The sequence below is a fragment of the Chelativorans multitrophicus genome, assembly GCF_011317445.1.
GTDB lineage: Bacteria > Pseudomonadota > Alphaproteobacteria > Rhizobiales > Rhizobiaceae > Chelativorans > Chelativorans multitrophicus.
The window spans coordinates 1-20,974 of record NZ_JAAAPL010000005.1 but is presented as its reverse complement, the minus strand read 5'-3'; the positions used below and the strand labels follow the sequence as shown (position 1 = coordinate 20,974).

18 protein-coding genes and 1 pseudogene are annotated in these 20,974 nt (G+C 63.7%); 9 read left to right on the top strand and 10 right to left on the bottom strand.

The genetic code is table 11. The features are described from left to right. Positions 1-2 precede the first annotated feature (2 nt). On the top strand, positions 3-1,592 hold the full coding sequence (locus GNP00_RS19650) for a Swt1 family HEPN domain-containing protein (protein WP_041544192.1): 1,590 nt from the start codon (positions 3-5) through the stop codon (positions 1,590-1,592). A 198-nt stretch (positions 1,593-1,790) separates the two neighbouring features. On the opposite strand, the gene GNP00_RS19645 is transcribed toward GNP00_RS19650, so the two are convergent. From GNP00_RS19645 to GNP00_RS23445, 4 genes are all read right to left on the bottom strand, one after another. Continuing rightward, complete coding sequence (locus GNP00_RS19645) at positions 1,791-2,399, bottom strand: RES family NAD+ phosphorylase (RefSeq protein WP_011578839.1); 609 nt, start codon at positions 2,397-2,399, stop codon at positions 1,791-1,793. Continuing rightward, positions 2,400-3,056 (bottom strand): hypothetical protein, encoded by a 657-nt coding sequence (locus GNP00_RS19640; protein WP_041544280.1) that lies wholly within the window; start codon positions 3,054-3,056, stop codon positions 2,400-2,402. A 129-nt stretch (positions 3,057-3,185) separates the two neighbouring features. Next, the gene (locus GNP00_RS23450) at positions 3,186-3,806 is read right to left on the bottom strand and encodes an RHE_PE00001 family protein (RefSeq protein WP_011578837.1); all 621 of its coding nucleotides are present in this window, start codon (positions 3,804-3,806) and stop codon (positions 3,186-3,188) included. Beyond that, positions 3,793-4,272, bottom strand: coding sequence for a hypothetical protein (locus GNP00_RS23445; protein WP_011578836.1), 480 nt, complete (start codon positions 4,270-4,272; stop codon positions 3,793-3,795). Before GNP00_RS23445 ends, GNP00_RS23450 begins: the two co-directional genes overlap by 14 nt. 116 nt (positions 4,273-4,388) lie before the next feature. Between GNP00_RS23445 and GNP00_RS19630 the strand changes: the two genes are divergently transcribed. From GNP00_RS19630 to GNP00_RS19615, 4 genes are read left to right on the top strand one after another with little or no spacing between them, the layout of a single operon-like run. Then, positions 4,389-6,020 (top strand): Mu transposase C-terminal domain-containing protein, encoded by a 1,632-nt coding sequence (locus GNP00_RS19630; RefSeq protein WP_041544279.1) that lies wholly within the window; start codon positions 4,389-4,391, stop codon positions 6,018-6,020. A 1-nt stretch (position 6,021) separates the two neighbouring features. Continuing rightward, on the top strand, positions 6,022-6,900 hold the full coding sequence (locus tag GNP00_RS19625; protein ID WP_166016242.1) for a TniB family NTP-binding protein: 879 nt from the start codon (positions 6,022-6,024) through the stop codon (positions 6,898-6,900). After that, entirely contained in the window at positions 6,897-7,931 is a 1,035-nt protein-coding gene (locus GNP00_RS19620) for a TniQ family protein (RefSeq protein WP_011578833.1), read from the top strand. The genes GNP00_RS19625 and GNP00_RS19620 overlap by 4 nt, the downstream gene beginning before the upstream one ends. Further along, positions 7,928-8,167, top strand: coding sequence for a hypothetical protein (locus GNP00_RS19615; RefSeq protein ID WP_011578832.1), 240 nt, complete (start codon positions 7,928-7,930; stop codon positions 8,165-8,167). The genes GNP00_RS19620 and GNP00_RS19615 overlap by 4 nt, the downstream gene beginning before the upstream one ends. 816 nt (positions 8,168-8,983) lie before the next feature. On the opposite strand, the gene GNP00_RS19610 is transcribed toward GNP00_RS19615, so the two are convergent. The 5 genes from GNP00_RS19610 to GNP00_RS19590 all read right to left on the bottom strand — a co-directional run bounded on the left by GNP00_RS19610 (position 8,984) and on the right by GNP00_RS19590 (position 16,163). Beyond that, entirely contained in the window at positions 8,984-9,427 is a 444-nt protein-coding gene (locus GNP00_RS19610; protein ID WP_011578831.1) for a DUF411 domain-containing protein, read from the bottom strand. Between the two features lie 27 nt (positions 9,428-9,454). Continuing rightward, positions 9,455-10,837, bottom strand: coding sequence for a multicopper oxidase family protein (locus GNP00_RS19605; protein WP_011578830.1), 1,383 nt, complete (start codon positions 10,835-10,837; stop codon positions 9,455-9,457). Between the two features lie 195 nt (positions 10,838-11,032). Continuing rightward, entirely contained in the window at positions 11,033-11,431 is a 399-nt protein-coding gene (locus GNP00_RS19600; RefSeq protein ID WP_246263735.1) for a hypothetical protein, read from the bottom strand. Positions 11,432-11,634: 203 nt separating this feature from the next. Beyond that, positions 11,635-14,811: an efflux RND transporter permease subunit gene (locus tag GNP00_RS19595; protein WP_011578828.1), complete on the bottom strand. Its 3,177-nt coding sequence runs from the start codon at positions 14,809-14,811 to the stop codon at positions 11,635-11,637. Continuing rightward, a complete protein-coding gene (locus GNP00_RS19590; protein ID WP_011578827.1) occupies positions 14,808-16,163 on the bottom strand; it encodes an efflux RND transporter periplasmic adaptor subunit in 1,356 nt (451 codons plus the stop codon). The genes GNP00_RS19595 and GNP00_RS19590 overlap by 4 nt, the downstream gene beginning before the upstream one ends. A gap of 146 nt (positions 16,164-16,309) precedes the next feature. On the opposite strand from GNP00_RS19590, the gene GNP00_RS19585 reads away from it, so the two are divergent. Genes GNP00_RS19585 through GNP00_RS19570 form a run of 4 tightly spaced genes read left to right on the top strand, consistent with a single transcriptional unit; the run spans position 16,310 to position 20,229 of the window. Next, entirely contained in the window at positions 16,310-17,923 is a 1,614-nt protein-coding gene (locus GNP00_RS19585) for a Mu transposase C-terminal domain-containing protein (protein ID WP_041544166.1), read from the top strand. Between the two features lie 12 nt (positions 17,924-17,935). Then, positions 17,936-18,817, top strand: a complete 882-nt coding sequence (locus GNP00_RS19580; RefSeq protein ID WP_011578678.1) for a TniB family NTP-binding protein — start codon at positions 17,936-17,938, stop codon at positions 18,815-18,817. Beyond that, positions 18,814-19,680: a TniQ family protein gene (locus GNP00_RS19575; RefSeq protein WP_011578677.1), complete on the top strand. Its 867-nt coding sequence runs from the start codon at positions 18,814-18,816 to the stop codon at positions 19,678-19,680. The genes GNP00_RS19580 and GNP00_RS19575 overlap by 4 nt, the downstream gene beginning before the upstream one ends. A gap of 30 nt (positions 19,681-19,710) precedes the next feature. After that, positions 19,711-20,229, top strand: a complete 519-nt coding sequence (locus GNP00_RS19570; RefSeq protein ID WP_246263734.1) for a PfkB family carbohydrate kinase — start codon at positions 19,711-19,713, stop codon at positions 20,227-20,229. Here GNP00_RS19570 and GNP00_RS19565 read toward each other — a convergent pair. Continuing rightward, a pseudogene (locus GNP00_RS19565) lies at positions 20,226-20,888 on the bottom strand (fumarylacetoacetate hydrolase family protein); the annotation flags it as partial. The gene GNP00_RS19570 and the pseudogene GNP00_RS19565 sit on opposite strands and share 4 nt — an antisense overlap. Between the last annotated feature and the right edge of the window lie 86 nt (positions 20,889-20,974).

Sequence of the window (20,974 nt, the reverse complement as noted above, 5' to 3'; positions counted from 1 at the left end):
TTATGGACGAAGAAGACGACAGCGCGAGCGGTAAGCTCCCCAATAATAGACCCTCCAAGATCGCGCGGGGTGAACCACTGACGGCCACCGAGGAGATTGCGCGTGGCCAGCGTAACGTCGCCACTGAACGTCTCATGCGCGACTATCTTGAATCGCCGGCGGTGAAAATGGCGCGGGACTATCTTGAGAGTCCTGCGGCGAAGCTTGCACGCGAGTTCGCCAATTCATCCATGCAGCAGCTCGCCAAACAGGTCGCTCTCGGGCTGGGACCGACCTTCGACACCGCGCGCATCGCGGCAATGCGAACTGCGCTTGAGCCGCCGGCCGGCCTCGCAGCCAAACTCGTGGCGATCCAGCCGATCGCAATCGAGCATGCGAAGCTCGCCTCGCTCGGCGCGATCATGCCATCGATCGATCCGTCGGTCATCAAGGCGATGCAGGGAATTCAACCGCTCAAGATCGATCCGGCACTCGGCCACGCCATGCAGAGCGCGCAGAAATCGCTGGAAGAGGCGATGCATCCATTCGGCGGCGTTGCATCGGCGGTGAGGCATTTCGAGGAGCAGCAGCGCGCCATTCAAAAGTCGCTGGTCGCCTCGCTTGCCGGGCCGATCGGCGTCATGGCCAAGACCGGGCAGTGGGCGAGCGCGATTGGGAAGGTCGACAGGTCTTACCTTGCCGGCCTGCTCGGCGGTGACCTCGGCAAGGCGGTCGATAGCATGCGCGAGGCGATCACGCAGAATTTTAGCGGGGCGATCGCAGCGGACCAAGTGAGGATGAGCGCGATGCTTGGTCTCAACGCCAGGTACGAGGCCGACCTTGCGGCGACGCGTCTCAAAATGTCGGCGCTCGCTGGCATCAGCGAAGCATTTGATCCGCGCAGCAGCCTGCGGCTTGACGCCTATCATTCGCTATTCGGCGAGTGGCGCAGCCGGCCCGACCTTCCAGGGAGTTTCTGGCGCGATGCGCGAGTGCGAAAACGCATGTATCGCGAGGCGGAGGTCGATAGTGGGCTGATCGAAGCGACGCCCGGCGTGGCGCTAGAGATTATGGTCGAGAGCGGTCTCACCGCCGGTCTGCGTTCCGGAGCGAACGCCGTCGCAGTGGTAACGTTAGGTGAAGTCTCGATGACCGTGCGGTCGCGGGGCACCCGCAAGGATGCGTATGCCGCGCTTGATTGTTTTGAGCAGGAGCTGCGTGCCTATATCAGCCGGAAGCTCGAAGAGCGGTTCGGCCCCTACTGGTTCAAGACGCGAGCGTCGAACCTGATCGGTAAAGCGAAGGCCATACGCAAGGCTGCAATGGAGCGTGGTGAGGCGTTCGCACCGCTGATCGAGTTCGTCGAGCTGGGCGAGCTTGCTGGGATCATCCTCAGCACCAAGAACTGGGACGAAGTGTTCGGCGACGTTTTCATCAACCGCTCCGAGTTCGATTACGACATGCAGAAGCTCGTCGCCACCCGACGTCCGACCATGCACATCCGCCCGATCGACGGCGTCCGTCTGGTCGAGATGCTGTGTGTGATGCAGCGGCTCGCTGAGAAGATGGCAGACGACGGAGCGTGGAAGATCGCAGCCGAATCTGACCGTTAATCCGGCGCTATTCGATCATGGACTAGGAAGAATTTTCATCGAAACGAGAGCGGCCTATTGCTCAGACGGGGCGCAGGCCACGCCTATTTCGCCTTGGCACGGTCAGGGGTCAGGGGCGACGCTTCATTCCGGAGAACTGCAGCGTTAGCTTGGTTTTCATCGCTATCGGCACCAGGCGGTATAAAACAAAACTGGATTTCACATTAATCCTACTCTGAAAGCATCGAGAACCTTGGCCAACCCTGGCGCGCCGAGAAGCGTCATGACGCGCTTCGCCTGAATCTTCGGTGTTGCGCGATCGTAGATGGCGAGATTGGTCGCGCCATTGAGGCGCGAGGGGTAAATGATGCCGTCAGGCTGAGATGGGTGCTCGTAAAACGCCACCGACCACCGGCGAGCCAAGCTCTGGCGCTGTGCCCCGACGACGTCGGTCGGGACGCCCATTCTGACGGCTTTGTCGCCTCTGAGGTCGACAAGGCGAAGTTCCGCTGTGGTCGTGATCTCCGCATAGCGCCGTTGTGTCAGCTCCACCTCATCGATCGGAAGATCGTCGACAAATCCTTCCCGCCGGTCACGGAGCACGGCCTCGAGAAAACACACCTTCACGGAGTCCCCGAGGTAAAGAACGCCAAAACGGTTGACAGCGACGCGGCGCCGAGGATCGCTGAAGCGACTTGGCGATTTCCCGTATCCGAGGGGATCAGGATAGGTGCTCCAATAGATCCGTCCGAATGTCTGGCCCGGCGGGATGGTCTCGATTTCGAGCCTTGCGCGCCCGAAATCGACAGGAGGTGGAACGCCGGGCATTCAGTCGAAATCGCCCCTGGCCATACCCTCCGCCGCAGCCAACACCGCAGCATCGGCGCCTTGCTGAAGGGCTCGGAGTCCCGTCCGCCCATCGAGCGCACCGTGGCGCGACACCAGAAATCGATAGACCGCCCAGGCGCTGTTACCCAACGTTGCATGGAGCGCCGGCAATGCCGCGAACGGCCGGCCATCCTTGTCGAGCTGCCAGACGGGAAAGCGGAAGCCGCGCTTGGCGCCATCGATCCCGAGAACCTGCCCGCTTTGCCGCTTGGCGTTGACCGTCACGCGCGACGTGCCGAGCAGCTCGGCAAAGGCGTCTGCACTCAGCATGTCCTCGCCGGCGACAATCTCGGCGACACGCTTGCGGCCGCGCTCGCGCGCCTCGGCAAGCGCCGCTTCAAGTTCAGCATCAGGCTTGCGCGCGTCCTCGACGGGAAACGCGTCATCCGAAGCGACCGGCTGTTCCTCGACTGGCGTGATCGTCTGCGCTCCGGCGGCCGGATCAACCTCCACCCGGAACGATACGCGATGGCCGATCTTGCGGCTGCGTGCGATCGCTTCCTGATATCGCTCGAGCAACACCTTCTTGAAGTCCGACTGCGACGGAAGTTTCGTGGTAAAGGCCATAGTGGTTGCTCTCGCATGTGACGCGGTCATATTGTGATTGCTGCGCTTTGGAGCGGCCATGACGACAACCTCCTGTTTCCACCAATGTGGAGGCACGTTGCAAGTTCGTCAAGTTCGATAATTTCGTAAAGTCGGCGAACCTAAGCTGACGAGGGGCGATCACAAAATACCCCACGCCCGAAATCTCCCCCGTCCCGTCATCTCGCGCAGGCTGAGCTCGCCGACGAGGTTAAGCGCGCCCTGCTTCGACACCTTGAGTGTCTCCTGTATCATCCCAGTGGCGACGATCGGCCGCGAGAGGACGAGTTCGACCAGGTCGGAGAGTTTCGAGCTGGCACGGCGCTCACGCAGCCGCCGCTCCATCTGGCTTTTCGCCAGGACGAGCCGATCGTGCTCCTTCAGCCCAGCCAGCGCCGCTTCCTGGATGGCGTCGACAAACGCCAATAGTCGGTCGCTTCGACTCCGCGCCCGCCGCCGCTCCCGCGGAATGTTTTTGGCGCCGAGATGCAGGCACGCGAGATGGCCCGCCGCGGGCCCTTCCTGCCGCAGCAGCGCGGCGACCAGCAGCGGCCCGAGCCAGGCGGCGTGCTGCAGCACATCGATCTCGGACCAGGCCTCGAGCAGAATCGCGGCACGCAGGACCGTGGGCAGCTCACGCCTGTCGGCAATCACGTCTTGCCATTCGGCCAGGCGCGCGTCCTCGTCCCAATCGAGATCGTAGACCAGGCCATTTTGCGGCTGCCGGCCGGTCACCGAGGCCGGCTTTTCAGTCTCGGGCATCACACCGCCTTCCAGCACTTGTCGAACGCGCGAGCACCGCGTCGATCGCTGCGAATTCTTCGGTCAGCGGATCCGGCGCGCCGACCTCATCCGGTTCGCCGGCCTCCACTTCAGGGCCAACAGCCCCCTCCCCTTCCCGGCTGCTTTCCGGTGGCGCCACACCGCCGCCACGGCCGGTGAGTTGGCGCAGGCCGTCGCGGCTGAGCGCCCAGTCAGGAGCATGGCCAAAAATCTGGCGGCGGACACGGAGCACGGCATGCGCGCGGGTGAGCTCGTGGGTCGGCGTGCGGACGTTCATATGAGCGTCGAAAAGGACGAGGTCTTCAAGGTGGACAAGCTCGCCCTCGAGCCAAAGCGCGGCGGCCGCGTCGGCAAAGTGCTGACGCTCGACAAAGCCGTCGCGCACCGGAGAGCGCGCCAGCCGCTCGTCGAGGCGGGCCAAAACCTCGGTGGCTGTCGCTTTCACTTCCCGATTTCAATCGTGAGACCGTCATGTGCTGTTTAGGTTTGGGCGCTATGATGGCCTTGATTTTTCGCTAACGATTTCACTGACCTCTCATTTTGCCGAACCGATTGCACAGCCTGAAACCGGCGCCGGCTGCGCCACCTTCCGAAGAAGCTTGGGCGACGGCGCGCCGCGCTGCGCGCGAGCTCGACAAGATCCTAGACGGTTCGGGTCCCCGGCGGGCGGCGATCGTTCGGGCAGTTGCCGAGTTGCGCCTCTCGACCAGGCAGGTCTACAATTTGCTGGCACGCTACCGTGTCGATCGGACCGTGACTTCGCTCTTGCCCGGTCCGGACAGGACACGCAAGAAGCGCCTTCAGCAGGACATCGAGGATATCATCGCAACGACACTGCGAGAGCAGTGGATGGTGCTGGAGGCTCCGCCGCTCGCTCCGGTCGTGGCTGAGATCCGCGCGCGTTGCGAGGAGGCGGGCCTCGCTCCTCCGTCCTATCTGACGGTCGCCCGCCGAATACCCGCACTGTTTGGACCCGAGGAAATCGCGAAGAAGCGATCCGCGAACCCGAAACATCTCCATCGGCTCAGGGCCAAGCCCGGATACATCCACGCGGCACATCCGCTGGATGTCTGCCAGATCGACCACACGCCGACCGACATCAACTTCGTCGAGGTCGTCGAGGGCGGCGGAACCTTTGTCGGGCGGGCATATCTCACGATCGTCACCGACGTGGCGACGCGCTGCATTCTGGGTTTTTGCCTCACGCTTGAAAAGCCGTCGGCACTCTCGGTTGCGTTGTGCCTGGCGCAGGCGATGTGTCCGAAGGACGAATGGCTGGTCGCGCGTGGCATCGAGCATAGGTGGCCGATGTTCGGTCGACCGCGTTCGCTGGTCACCGACTCCGCCAAGGAGTTCAAAGGCAATGCCTTTCAGCGCGGGTGCGAGGACTACGGCATCCGCATCCGCTACCGGGATCGCGGCCGCGTCCACCAGGGCGGCGTGGTCGAACGGCTGCTCGGGAAGCTCAACGGGGTTCTTGCAGCGCAGCCCGGCTCGACGGGTCGCTCCGTGGCGGACCGCGACCAATATCCCGCAGAGCGGCGGGCGCGCCTGAGCTTCGCCGATGTCGAGCGATGCGTCGCGCTCGCGGTGATCGACCACAACCTGCAGCAAAACGCGAGGACCCTGAAGCTGCCAGCGTCAGAGTGGGACCGGCAGGCGCGCGATCTAGTACGCTTCGACGATGATCTCATGCGGGTCCTGCTGGCATTCATGCCCCGAACGGAGCGGCGCATCTCGCCGCAGGGCGTCAGCATGTTCGCGCTCGACTACTACTCACCCTGGCTGGGCGAGCTTGTCCCGCAGCGAGATCGGCTGGGCAAGCTCGAGCTTCGATACGATCCGCGCGACATCAGCCACATCTATGCCCGAGACCCGGAAACCAGCGAGTTTCGATCTGTGGCGAGGCGCGACGGCATGCTTGTTCCAATGACGTTGTGGGAGCACGAGGCTGACCGGCTGCAGCGACGCACCGCGAATGTGCGCACGGACGTCGAGAAGGTGACGCTGCGCCGCCGGATCGCGGAGATTGCCGGCGGAACGAAGCCGTCGAAGGCCGAGCTGCGCAATGCCGTGCGCAAGTCTCACGCCGCAGACGCCCCCAAGCCCTATGACGCGATGCGGCAGGCGACGCCGGCGCCTGCCGATCATCCCGTTCGTCGGAAGCGCCGACTGCCTATTGAGGATTGGTGAGATGACGGATCACCTTCTCGATCATGTTCGTCCCCACCTCGATCGCAGCACGGAAGAGCGGATCGCCTATATCCAGGCGCCGCGATGGATCGGACACCACGTGGCGGTGCAGGCGCACGCACGCCTTGCCGAGCTTCTATCGCGGCCGCCGTCGCTGCGGACCCGTGGCCTGATGCTCGTCGGTCCCTATGCCAACGGCAAGACGATGATCGCCGAACGGTTCGCCGTCGGCCATTTGAGAACGGTCGAGCAACGGCGGGTGTGGGTGGTGCAGACGCGCGAGGGCGCAGGTCTCGCCCATTTCTACGGAAGCATCCTGCAGGGCTTGCGCGCGCCGACGGGCAGCAGCCGGGACGTCGGCCGCAAGGCAGAGCAGGTCGATCATCTGCTCGACAGGCTGAAGCCCAGGGTCCTGATCTTCGATGAGTTCCACAATGCTCTGCGCGGCCGGGCGCGCGACGTCGAGGCTGTGCTTGCCTTCCTTCGGAGGATTGGCCGCCAGTTCGACATCTCGCCGGTTCTGATCGGCGAGGTCGCCGTCTTTGACTTCGTCAACCAGACAGCTGAAATGGCGACCCGGTTCGACCTGCACGCGGTGCCGCGATGGCAATATGGCGAAGAGTTTCTCTCGCTGCTCGACAGCCTCGAGGGTGCTCTCCCGCTTGCCCGCGCATCCAACCTTTCGGATGAACCTATGGCGCGAATGATCTTCCAGCTCTCGGAGGGGCTGATCGGCGAGATCGTGGCGATCGTCTCCGCAGCGGCCACGGCGGTGGTGAGGTCAGGCGAGGAGCGCATCACGAAATCAAGCATCGCGGCGCTGCGCTACGTCCCGGTCTCGAAGCGCCGCCGAGCGCCGGTGCGCGAAGACCTGCTGTGACGGAGGAAGCCGCACGCGCGGGCTTCGCGATCGAGATCCGCGAGCGGTACGCTGACGTCGCGCGGGACCGCTGGCCGGCTTCCGTCGCGCCGCTCCCGGACGAACTGCTCTCGAGCTGGCTTCATCGTGTGGCGCTCGCGAACGGCATCGCGCCGCGGTCGTTCCGTGGCGTCCTCGGGCTCGACGAAAAAATGTGGTCGCCGCGCCTGGACCTTAAGCTACCGCGTCACGTCGCAAGATTGCTTGCCGACCAGACGGGGCTTCGGCAGGAAGCGATCGAAGCGATGACGATTAGCCGCTGCGCGATGGCCCCGCTCCTGCTGCCGCTGCGCGACAACGCGCACCGGAACCGTTCGACCTGGATGCAGTATTGCCCAGATTGCCTTGCAGCTGACGATACGCCGTATTTTCGGCGGGAGTGGAGGCTGTCATCGCGAGTGTCATGTTTCGCGCATGGCTGCGGGCTTCGGGATCGATGCCCGGCCTGCCACGCCGGCGTCGCGACCTTCGAGCAGAGCGAGCTGGTCCCGCAGCATTTTTGCGCTCGATGCGGGTTCGACGTGCGCGCTGCTCCGAAGGCCTCAGTGAAGGCGGCTGCACGTCGGCTGGAACGCGTGATCGTGGATATATGCCGGGTGGAGTCGGCAAAGGGCTCGGCGAAATCCAGTGATGCCGTCTCGCGCGTGCTGCGCACGCCGGTCGCCGCCGATGTCCGCTGGGGAAGGACGCTCACGAATCTGTCGAGCGCCGCGCGCATTCGCTGCTTCGAGGCGCTGGCGGCGAAACCTTCCGACTGGCTTGTGAACGACATGGAGGGGGCCGGCGCATGCCGTCGCTGGATGATCGTGGCAGCGGGCAGCCATGAGGAGCTGATCGAGCGCTTTGCGGATTTCCTGGAGACGCACCAGGGTTCGCCGCGGCGGAAGCGCTCGCCACCCGCAGTCGACCGAACCGCGCTGTTCGCCGCCTATTTTTGGGTCATGCAATCTGGACAGTTACGCACAGGCCGACAGCCGCTCATGACCCTATGATCAGCGCGGCCGAGATCGGGACCGATGCAGCACCACACCTGTCACGCGAATACGTTGATTTGGCTGGTAACCCGCCGTTCTCGAATAAGTATCGTGATTTTGACCTTCATGATGACCTCGAGCAGAATCTTGGTTGGGTTCTTCGAGGCGCCGCGATTACGCACCTCGGTTCATCCATTTCGCTCGGCCAGGATGCGATCAAAGGACGGCTTCTGCGTCTGGTCCTGCGCCCATAATCAGCGCCGACGCGCGGTTGTGCTGCCACGGCCGTCGGACAAAGTAGAGACCCTCAACCGGTGAGATGCCCGAGCTGTGCAAGACACCTTCGTTGATGTCTTTCGCGTCGGAAAGTCCAACTAGTCGCTCTCGTCTCGGTAACTATGGCCCACACGACCGTTCGAATGTTCTGCGAGCCACCGTCCGCGAACCGGGCAACCGTCTGCATGCCGTCGTCGCTTTGCGTGAACTTGAGCCCAAAGGCCTCTGCGATCTTGCGTGTGCTCCTCGGGCTGATCAGACGCCGCTGTTAGAAACACCCAGTTCACGGGGTCGAGGCCATGAGCCTTTCCGTAGTCGAGCAGGACCTCGGCCGTCCCGGTCGGCCCCGGTGCGCGTGTACGGGTCGCCGAGACTGTCGAGCCAAAGGGCTGCGTCTTCGGGCCGATCCCTAAAAGTTCAGTCCGTGGATTGGCACGGTCTTGTCCCGGGCAGGGCGCAAGAATAGCGGATGCTCGGCCCTGCAGGCGACGCACCAGGACGCGAAGACGTTGACGAGCGAGACTTCACCGTGGAGGTCGCCGCTCGACAGGGGTGCGGCCCTGGACCGGCGGCAGATCGAAGATCGGAACGGGCTTGCCGATCAGGGCCCAGGGAAGCTGGCTCGGATATCGCTTCCGAGCCGCGTGGCGAATAGGGCCGCAAGCCCTCCAAAACCGATGGCTGGTGCAGCCAAGAGCAAGCGTCGCCGTGTGACCGCGCCCGCCGGCTGTTCAGCCATCTCCGGGGGAATGTGTGGTTGCGATCTCAGTCATCGAAGCGACCTCCCGCGCCGGTCATTCCGTCGCGTAGACGGTCGGGGCTTTGCCATCCTTCGTGAGGGCGTAGATCACGAATTTCTCGGTCTTGGTCCCGACCATGCCAGGCGAGCCCATCGGCATGCCCGGCAGGGTGATGCCGGCAATCGCGGGCTTCTCCGCGAGGAGCCTGCGAACGACGTTGACCGGCACGTGACCGTCGATCACGTATTTGTCGATAAACATCGTGTGGCAGCCTTCCAGCTCCGCCGGTACGCCGGCCTTGCGACTAATCTCGGCCAGATCATTGGTCGGCTTGACCTCCACCTGGAAGCCGTTCTGCCGCAGGTAGCCGGCATAGCCGTCGCAGCAACTGCATTGAGGGTTCTTGTAGAGTGTCGCACGAATGCCTGTGTCCGCGGTCGCCGGGATCGGCAGGAACAGAATGGCGGCACTTCCGAGCAGAAAAGTTCGTCTTTGCATCGATGATCTCCTTCATCAGGTTCGAGTTCAGGCCACGCGCAGCACGGTCATCAGGCCGGACATCTGGTGGTCCATGACATGGCAATGCAGCATCCAGTCGCCGGGATTGTCGGCGACGAAGGCAACTTCAACGGTGTCCCTGGGAGCCATCAGGACCGTGTCCTGCCACTGCCGATGAGGCACAGACGCGCCGTTGCGGCTCAGCACCAGCATGCTGTGGCCGTGCAGATGCATGGGGTGCCACCAGGCGGTCTCGTTGCGCAGCTTCAGCACGACGCTGCGCCCTCGGAGGAACGTCAGGGCTGGCTCCATGCCGGCGTGACCGTCGCCGGTCATCGACATGCCGTTGATGGCCCAGGCGGCTCCACCGCCCATGCCCATCATTCCTCCCATCATGCCACCGCCCATCATCCCGCCCATTCCGGCCATGCCGCCGCCACCCATCATGCCGCCCTGGAGCGTCAACTCGTGGCGCTCCGCATCGGCAAGGTCAGGCTCCGGCAGGGGATTGCGCGGCAGGCTGAGTGGCGTCTCGAGTGGATGCGTCCTGATCGGTGGCCTCTCGTCGTAGGCCAGTTCGGTCACCCAATAAGCCAGGCCCTCGTAGAAATCGTCGACGACGCGATAACGGCGCCCCGGCTCGCCCTGCAGGTCGAGCGCGACGTCGATACGCATGGCGGGGCCGAGCAGGATCCGGCCGCCCTTGGGCTCATGCGGTTCGCAAGGCTGGCCGTCGACCGCCACGACCACCGGCCGGTGCCCCTCGAAGCGCAGTGCCATGATGCGGGCGAGCGAGCCGTTGACGAGGCGCAGGCGGACACGCTCGCCGGCACGCATCGGCACCTCCTTCGACACGCTCCCGTTGAGCGTGACGGTGTTACCGACCCGGCCGGACATCGCCGCTTCCATGCGGTTGCCGAAGCCGGCGGCGATCTCACCCTGCGCGTTCAGCCGCCAGTCGGCCAGGAGCCAGAGAAGGTCACGATCGACGGCGACGGGCTCACGCTCCTCGACAATGACGGCTCCCGCAAGTCCGCGGCCGAGTTGCTCGAGGCTGTTGGCGTGTGGATGATACCAGAACGTCCCTGCATCCGACGGCGTGAACTCATAGGCGAAGCTCTCGCCCGGCTTGATCGGCGGCTGGGTCAGGCCGGGGACGCCATCCATGGGATTCGGCAATCTGATCCCGTGCCAATGGACAGTGGTCTCCTGATTAAGGCGGTTCTCGATGATGAGGCGTGCCGGCTCGCCTTGGCGCAGGCGAACGAGCGGACCGGGCACCATGCCGTCGTAAGACCAGACATCGGTTGCCGGATGATCAGCACCGGCAAGGCGTGCGCGGGCTGGAACTGCCACGATACGGCGCTCGGCAGGCGTGTTGGCCCAGGCCGGCCGCTGCCGCCAAGCCATCGCCAAGAAGAGGCCGCCACCCGCCTGGAGCAGGGTCCGGCGCGAGAGAGGGCAAATGAATTGCGTAGTCACATGCGATCCTTCCGATCATCGTTGATGACGGAACGCGTCTGCGCTCAGCGAGCTATCGCGTGAGAAAGGCGCGCAGGCGCGTTCGCTCGACCGGCTCAGTCGCTTCTTGCAACGGCCGGAGCGTCAGCCGATGTCGGTGGTTCGCGGCGGGTAAGGATCGGGCGGCGCTCGCCTTCCATGAAGAAACGCGTCGCGCGCCGGATAGGAGGCCGCTTTTTGAGCTGCCGGCATGGATGCTCCCTCCGGGAGCATCGCGAGAACGGGAGTGGCGCACACTACACCGCACACCATCGCCTTCATGCCATCATCGCCGCCGCCATTCGGACAGCCAGGGCAACCGTCATGTGCCGAGCCGGTCATGTCGGAGGCCATCGCCATTTGCGCCGACATGCCGCTCGCCTGAACGGCGGACAGGCTCATCCCCACGGTGACGAAGACCGCGAGGAACACAGCGACAAGCTTTCGAGCCGACCAGCGTTCCATGACAACCCGAAGGATGACGCCAAAATGTGCCAAAAACAAGCCGTCACCGATGCTTGCAACCTTCAGCCGCCCGCGAAGTAACGCAAAAATATTCGGCCCGACCACGTTGGTCAGCGGAAAAACAGATACTTGATGAGCGCCGCGATCACGAGAGCAATCAGGATGATCCCGACGATCCCCGCGAGGCCCATGCCCCACATCATGCCGCTGCCCATCATGTCGTTCATCATGGCAGCCTCCTTTCATTCGGCGGCCTCCTTGAGAGGAGGCAACTTGAACTCTGTCTCGATCACCTCCGCGGAGGGCGTCGCCGGCAGCCGCCATCCCTTGATCAGCCCGTAGATGGCGGGGATCACCACCAGCGTCAGGATGGTCGACGAGATCATGCCGCCGATCATCGGCACAGCGATGCGCTGCATCACCTCAGACCCGGTCCCCGTGCTCCACAGGATCGGAACGAGGCCGGCCATGATGGCGACGACCGTCATCATCTTCGGCCGAACCCGCTCCACTGCGCCGAGCATGATCGCCTCATAGAGATCAGCGCGGGTGAAGCTCCGCTTCTGCTTGGCGCGTTCTTCCTTCAGCTCAGCCATCGCTTGCTCAAGGTAGATGAGCATGACCACGCCGGTTTCGGCGGCGACGCCTGCGAGCGCGATGAAGCCGACGGCGACCGCGACCGACATGTTGAAGCCAAGCCACCACATCAGCCAGACTCCGCCAACCAGCGCGAACGGCAAGGACAGCATGACGATCAGCGTCTCGGTCAGCGCCTTGAAGTTCAGATAGAGCAGCAGGAAGATGATGAGTAGCGTGACCGGCACGACGATCTTCATGCGTGCTTCGGCACGTTGCAGATATTCGAACTGGCCGCTCCACCCGACGGTATAGCCGGGCGGCAGCGTCACCCGCTCCGCAACCGCCCTTTGGGCATCAGCGACATAACCGCCAAGATCACGGCCGCTGATGTCGACGAAGATATAGGTCGCAAGCTGGCCGTTCTCGGTGCGGATCGAGGTGGCGCCGCGCGTGAGTTCGACCTTGGCTACCTCGCCGAGCGGCACCGCACCGCCGCCGGGCAGCGGCACCTGGACATCCGTCTCGATCGCCCTGGGGTTCGAGCGCAGATCCCGTGGATAACGAATGTTGACCCCGTAGCGCTCTCGGCCTTCGACCGTCGTCGTCACCGTCTCGCCGCCGAGTGCGGTCGCGATGACGTCCTGAACGTCGCCGACGGCAAGCCCATAGCGGCCGAGTGCTTCCCGGTCTGGAACGATGTCGAGGTAGTAGCCGCCGATCACGCGCTCGGCATAGGCGCTGGATGTTCCCGGCACGGTTTTCAATGCCGCCTCGATCTGACGCGCGATCTTCTCCATTTCGGTCAGATCAGTGCCGAAGACCTTGACGCCGACGGGTGTGCGGATGCCGGTCGACAGCATGTCGATGCGGGCGCGGATCGGCATCGTCCAGGCGTTCGACACGCCAGGGAACTGCAGCGCCTTGTCCATCTCAGCCTTGAGGCTGTCGATGGTCACGCCTGGACGCCACTGATCCTTGGGTTTCAGATTGATGATCGTCTCGAACATCTCGGTCGGAGCCGGGTCCGTTGCCGTCGCCGCACGCCCGGCCTTGCCGTAGACGGAATCGACTTCGGGGAAGGACTTGATGATGCGGTCCTGCATCTGCAGCAGTTCCGCTGCCTTGGTCACCGAGAGCCCCGGCAACGTTGTCGGCATGTACATCAGCGTGCCTTCATTGAGGCTCGGCATGAACTCTGAGCCGAGCTGACGGGCCGGCCAGACGGAAACGCCGAGCACGATGAGCGCCAGCAGGATCGTCAGCGTCTTGGCCTTGAGCACGCCCCGGATCACCGGGCGGTAGATCCAGATCAGGAAGCGGTTGATCGGGTTCTTGTGCTCCGGGATGATCCGTCCGCGCACGAAGACTACCATCAGCGCCGGCACCAGCGTCACCGACAGGAGCGCCGCCGCCGCCATGGCGAAGGTCTTGGTGAAGGCGAGTGGACCGAACAGCCGGCCCTCCTGCGATTCCAGCGTGAAGATCGGCAGGAAGGAGACGGTGATGATCAACAGGCTGAAGAACAGCGCCGGGCCGACCTCGCTTGCCGCATCGATCAGGATCTGTACCCGCGATTTGCCTGGTTCGGCCCGCTCGAGATGCTTGTGTGCATTCTCGATCATCACGATCGCGGCGTCGATCATGGCACCGACGGCAATCGCGATGCCGCCAAGGCTCATGATGTTGGAGCCGAGGCCGATCGCCCTCATGGCCGCGAAGGCGATCAGGATGCCGACCGGCAGCATCAGGATGGCGACGAGGGCGCTGCGGAGATGCAGCAGGAAGACGACGCACACGAGCGCGACGATGATGCTTTCCTCGACGAGCGTGCCCTTGAGCGTTTCGATCGCCGCCTCGATCAGATGCGAGCGATCGTAAACCGGCACGATCTCAGCGCCCTTCGGCAGGCTGCCGGCGGTCTCGGCGAGACGCTGCTTCACATTATCGATCACGGTGAGCGCATTGGCGCCGAAGCGCTGCAGCACGATCCCGCTCGCGACTTCGCCCTCGCCGTTGAGCTCGGTGATGCCGCGCCTTTCGTCGGGGCCGATCTCGACGCGAGCCACGTCTCGCAGCCGCAGCGGCACGCCCTGGGCACTCTTGAGGACGATGTTCTCGATATCGGCTTGCGACTTGATGTAGCCGCGGCCCCGTACCATGAACTCGAACTCGGAGAGCTCAAGCGTTCGGCCGCCGACGTCGCGATTGCTGGCCCGCACCGCATCCCGGACCATCGCCAGCGAAATGCCCTGGGCGCGCAGCCGCAGTGGATCGACGACGATATTGTACTGCTTCACAAAGCCGCCGACGCTTGCGACCTCTGCGACCCCCTCCGCCTTGGAGGCGCCGTAACGCACGACCCAATCCTGCAGCGAGCGCAGTTCGGCGAGCGTCATCTCCTTCGCAACGACGGCATATTGAAAGACCCAGCCGACGCCGGTCGCATCCGGCCCAAGCCCCGGGGTCACGCCCTGTGGCAGGCGTTGCGCCGCTGCGTTGAGATATTCGAGAACACGGCTCCTTGCCCAATAGGGATCGGTGCCGTCCTCGAAGATCACATAGACCAAGGAGACTCCGAAGAAGGAGAAACCTCGCACCACCTTCGACTTCGGCACCGTCAACATTGCCGTCGTCAACGGGTAGGTGACCTGGTCCTCGACCACCTGCGGTGCCTGGCCAGGATAGTCGGTATAGACGATGACCTGCACGTCGGAGAGATCGGGAATGGCGTCGAGCGGCAGCGTCTTCAGGGCATAGAGGCCAGCCGCGACCGCAAAGGCTGTACCGACGAAGATCAGGATGAGGTTGCGTGCGGACCACGCGATCAATCGGGCGATCATGGTGTCGCCTCCGCGCTTGTCATGCCGTTCAAGGCGGCCTTGAGATTGCTTTCCGCATCGATCAGGAAGTTCGCTGCAACAACGATCTTGTCGCCGGCCGCGATGCCGGAGCGGATTTCGGTGAATCCGCCGCCCTGCTGACCAACCTGAACCTGCCGCGGCTCAAAGCGGCCGTCGCCCTTGTCCACGATGACGACCTGCCGGCTTCCGGTGTCGATCACCGCATTGTCGGGAACGGCCACGACCTCAGCGCCGCTGCCGCTGGCGATCTCGACATCGGCATACATATCCGGCAGCAGGGTGCCGTACGGGTTCGGGATTTCGATCCGCACCTTCGTCGTGCGGGTGTCCGTCGCGACCTGCGGATAAATCAGAGCGACGTGGCCAGTGAAGCTCTGGCCCGGCCGACCGCGCAGCCGGATGGTGGCGGCCGCCCCGAGCTTGACCGCGGCGAGCTGGTACTCGGGCACGTCCGCCACGACCCAGACGGTCGATACGTCAGCAAGCCGAAAGAGGATATCGCCGGGTGCGGCCTTCATCCCCTCCACAGCATTCCGCTGAAGCACGATGCCGTCGCGGGGTGCCCGCCATGTCATCGAAAGCGGCACCTTGCGTGTCCGCTCTATCTCAGCGATCGCCCCGGAAGGGACACCGAGATTTTCAAGCCGCTGACGCGCGCCACCGAGGCCATCGCTCAATCCGCTGCCGTTGAGGACGGTCAGCAACTGCGCACCGGCCACGGCGACCTCGGGCGAATAGAGCTGAAGAAGGGCTTGGCCCTTGGCGATGCGATCGCCAGTGGTCACGCTCGCGACAGTGTTGATGAAAGCGTCCGAGCGTGTTGCGACGACGGTCACGCGCCGCTCGTCAAGTTGCACCGTTCCCGGCACGCGCACCGGATTGACGATCACCCTTTCGGTGGCGGCCTCCGTCCTCACGCCGGTCCGCTGCAGCTTACCCGGAGCGACCTTAACCGAAGAGCCATCCTCGTCCTCACCCTCGTAAATGGGGATGTAATCCATCCCCATCGAATCCTTCTTGGGTGTCGGCGAGGTGTCGGGCAAACCCATCGGGTTGCGGTAGTACAGCACGCGCTTCGCGCCACCATTGGCGGGTGCGGCTGCTACTTCCTTGTTCCCCGGCTTCTCCTCAAAGCTCACGTCCTCGTCGGCATGAACCGCGAGGAAATCCCGGCCGTTGGCGGTCTTCTTCGGCACGGCGGAATAGAAGGGCTGTCCGTCCGGATCGCGGTAATAGATGACAGGTCCCGATTGTGCGGGACCGGCGCTCGCCGGCAGGATTCCGGCACTCTCCAGCCAAGGGACGGCGCGAAGCCATGTGTCGCTTGGCACTTAATTATGAGAATGCCATACAAGCGATTCCAGATGCTTCGGCCGGCACATAATTTGAGAATTGGCAGTTAATTTGATAATCGCTCTTGGCGTTTGCCATTTAATGTGAGAATCTATCTTTCGGAGTTTTTCACTTGCGAGCCTCCGTGAGCGACCCATTTCCCGACGAAATTGATGAGGCGCTTTGGGATGAAGCGTGCCGGCGTGCGGATGCGATCCGCGGCTTTCTGAGGCGCAACCCCGGCCGCACTACGGCCGGAAATGTTGCGGCGCTCGCGGCCGAGCTCGGCCTGAGCCAGGCTACGGCTTACCGCTTGGTCAAGCTGTTCCGCGCCGGCGGTACCGTGCTGTCTCTGGTGGATCGCAAACGGGGACGCCCCGAGGGTCATCGTGCCCTGGGCGAGAAGCGCGAAGAGATCATCCGCGCGACGATTAGCGCACACTACCTGAAACAAACCCGGCCAACAGTTTCGCAGCTGGTCCGTGACGTGCAGACAAACTGCATATCGGCGGGGCTCAAGCCACCGCATCGCCGGACGATAGTTGCCCGCCTTGAGGATATCGACCTCCAGAAGCGTGCCCGGCGCCGCGGCGAACAAAAGATCGTCAAGGCGACGACGCCTGTTCCCGGGTTGTTCGGTGCATCCCGTCCCCTCGAAGTCGTCCAGATGGATCATACGAAGGCCGACGTCTTCGTCGTCGACGAGGAAACCCGGCAGCCCCTCGGTCGACCGTGGCTGACACTGGCGATGGACGTCTGCAGCCGCATGGTGACCGGGTTTTATCTCACGATGGAGGTGCCATCCCGTCTGTCGACGAGCCTGTGCCTCCTACACTCCGTCTTTGATAAATCGGCTTGGCTGCGGGAACGCGAGGTCACGGAGCCGTGGCCCGTCGCTGGGCTGCCGGACACTGTTCACGTCGACAACGGATCCGACTTCCGAAGTCGAGCATTCAAGAGAGGTTGTGAGGATGCTGGTATGGCAATCGAATGGCGGCCGCCGAGCGAGCCGCGCTTCGGCGGTCACATCGAGCGTCTGATCGGCACGCAGATGGGAAGGCTGCACCTGCTGCCCGGGACAACATTCAGCAACGAACAGGAGCTCGGCGAATACAACCCCAAGCGGCACGCAGCGCTGACTTTGAGGGAACTCGAGCGCTACATCGCGCTCGATATCGTCGGCTCCTACCACCAGTCGATCCACAGTTCCTTGGGCCGCCCGCCGATTGCGGTCTGGCGGGAGCACGAAGGTGAGATCCCGCTTCGACTGCCACAGGATCGGCTTCGCTTCTGGCTGACCTTCCTGCCTGAGCAGGAGCGCACCTTGCGGCCGACCGGGATTCATCTGTTCGGCCTGCGCTACTGGTCGGCGGCGCTCAGCGCCGACGTCGGGCGTTCTGACCGCCGCGTGCTTGTGAAGTACGATCCGCGCGACCTGGCGCGCATCTTCATTCGGCGGCCATCTGGAAACTTCGTGGAAGCCCGCTATGCCGACGTCACCCTGCCCTCGGTAACCCTGCACGAGGCGCTGACCGCCCGACGCACCCTGCTGGCGAAAGGCCGCCGTGAAGTCGACACACGCGCCATCGTCCGCACTGCGATGGCGCAGCGAGAACTGGTCGACGCGGCGACCAGAAAGACGGCGGCGGCGCGCCGCGGCAAGTCTTCTTCGAAATCGAAGGTGGATGATCGCGGATGGGGCTCGCTCCGCGGTGTCGACTCCAGCAAACCTGTACCCTTTGTTGAGGATACAGATTGAGCTGGAGTGAATATGAACGATGAAGTCTCCCACCTGACCGCCAGTGCAGCAGCACTGCTTGCCGAAACTGACGAGCGACGCATTCGAGCGATACGATCACGCCGCTGGGTTCTCTACCCGCGCGCCAAGCAGGCGCTCGACCGGCTGAGTAGCCTCCTCGACCATCCGCGAGGCACGCGCATGCCCTCGGTCGCGATCTATGGCGACAGCGGCATGGGCAAGACCATGATTATGAAGCGGTTCCGGGACGAGCACCCGCCGAGCTTCAATCCGCTGACAGGCACGTTAAAGACACCAGTCCTGGCCATGGAAATGACCAGCCGTCCCGGCGAGCGACGGTTCTACTCCGAACTGCTTACCCTTCTCGGTGCGCCGCAAAGGCCTCGCGCCGACATCGCCCAGATGGAACAGGCGGCGTTGCGGATCATGGAAGCGATCGGCGTGCAGGTGCTGGTCATCGACGAGGTGCACAACATCCTCGCCGGATCTTACCGCGAGCAACGTATCGTCCTGAATACGCTCCGCTTCCTCAGCAATCGTCTGCAGATCTCCCTGGTCTGCTTCGGCGTCAACGAGGCGCGGGAGGCCATCAGTGGTGACGTCCAGCTTGCGCGACGGTTCGAGCAGTTCACCTTGAGTCGGTGGGCTGCAAACGAACAGTTCGAGACCCTGGTGGCCTCGATCCTGCGTAACACGCCGCTGCGTCGACCCTCGGTGCTTACGCCGAAATCGCTGCGACGGATCCTGCAGATCACAGAGGGTATCACCGCCAGCATCTTCCACGTGATCAACAGCCTGGCCGTCGAAGCCATCGAGAGCGGCCGCGAGCACATCAACGACGAAGCAGTCGAGAACTGGGAGCCGGAGTTCGATGCCGAAGCGGCATTCGCATGATTGAAAACCCGCCGCCACGGCAGTTGCCGGTGTGCTTGCCGCCCCATTATGATGAACTCCTGTCCTCCTGGATCAGTCGCCATGCCGCCTTCTACGCAGTCCCTCCCCTTGTCATGCTTCGGCATTGCCTGCCGGAGGCCTCAGCGTTGCGCGCGGCCAATCTCCATCTGAGCAGTGATCAGGAAATCCGCCTGGCCAACATATTTGGCACCGAACCGGCCGTGGTGCGTCGAATGACCTTCATAAATGTCGCGCAATCATCGCGTCGGTTCATCGCCACGCGGCCAACGCAGGTCTGCACGAGCTGCAGCCCGGGACATGCGGAATCGGCGCCGATCCTGCGTAGCCAGCTTCTGGGGTGGCGCATTACGTGCGCTTTGTGTGGAAACCAACTCCGGGATGCCAGCGGTCGCGAACTCGCCTCCCCTTTCCGGCAACATCGCGTTGCGGCCGTTCATGGCGAAAGGCTGCTCGACGATGAAGCCGAACGAGGTATCGGAACCTGGACATCGCCAGCCGACATTGCCCGGCTTCTCCTGATGCGACGCGTTCCAACGCCTGTATGCCGCGAGCACGACCTCTGGCGTTTCCGGGTGCTCGGCGCAGTCATCCCCGATCTCGACGATGTCATCGCCGAGCGACAGGAGAACCTGCCCACACCTGCAAAACCGATCCTGCCGCTCCACCTGCGGCCGGCTCTGCTCGCCGGCGTTGCCATCGTCGAGCGTGCCGGACCGGAGATGCTCCGGATGCTGCGTGGGCACATGATGGGTGACAACAGGGTGAGATTCACTGACGCCACCGAGAACATGATAGCCCGAGCTCGCAGGTCGAATGCCTCTTCTCAGATGCAGTTAATTTGAGAATCCGGCCACCACGATTCTCACAATAAAATGCCAAGTCCGGACGAAACCACCGTATTCTTACAATTAAGTGCCAAGCGACAGCTGGACAGCCTCGCGGCGGCGCGCGCGGCTGGGGCGACGATATCGTTCGACACCAATATGCGGCCGCGGCTCTGGCGGGGCAACGCGGAGCTTCGCTACTGGACAATGCGCGCCGCGGATGTGGCCGATATCGTGCTGCCCAGCTTCGGCGAGGAAAGCCAGGCCTTCGGTGATGCGCACCCTGAGGACACCGCGGAGCGCTATGCCGCAGCGGGCGCAGCCACGGTGGTCGTCAAGAACGGCGCCGGGCCGGTGCTGGCTGTGGACGGACCGGTGCGGCTGCGGCTGAACCCCGTGCCGGCGGTGCCGGTCGACAGCACCGCCGCCGGCGACAGCTTCGCCGGCGCCTTCCTTGCAGCGCTGATGCAGGGCAAGGCGCTGGACAACGCGGTGCGGGATGCGATGAGCGTCGCCGCCCGAGTGGTTCAGAGCCGAGGCGCGCTGGTGCCTGTCGGGGTGGACTAAAGCAGCCCCCGTCGGGCCAGGTTCGACATCAGCGCCCGCGTGCCGAAGGACCACTCTGGGCATTCGGTCGACAGCCGCACGGTGTTCCGCAGGCAGCCCAGGCCAGGCGCCGAGATCGACACTATGTCGCCTAGCTTATGGGTGAAGCCCTGCCCCGGCTCGTCGCGGTCCTCGGTCGGCGCGAACAGCGTTCCAAGATAGAGCATGAAGCCGTCGGGATATTGGTGATGGCGGCCGACGGTCTGCGCCACCAGATCTTCCGGGTCGCGGCTGATCTCAGACATCGCCGAGCGCCCGGTCAGGCGATAGCCGTCGGTGCCGTCGACCTGCAGCGTCAGCTCGGCCCGGCGCACGTCATCCAGCGAGAAGCCGCTGTCGAAGACCCGGATCATGGGGCCGATGGCGCTGGAGGCGTTGTTGTCCTTCGCCTTGCTGAGCAGCAGCGCCGAGCGACCCTCGACATCGCGCAGGTTGACGTCGTTGCCCAGCGCGGCGCCAACGATCCGTCCGGACGAGGCGACGGCCAGCACCACCTCGGGCTCGGGGTTGTTCCAGCGCGAGACAGGGTGCAGGCCGATGTCGGCCCCCGGCCCCACGGATGACAGCACCTGTGCCTTGGAGAAAACCTCGGCATCCGGGCCGATTCCGACCTCGAGGTAGGGGTCGGAACAAGAGCAGTGCAAAATCGTACGCTAAGGTCGAACGGATCGTGAACCCTCGTCGCGAACCCGCATAATGGTCTGTC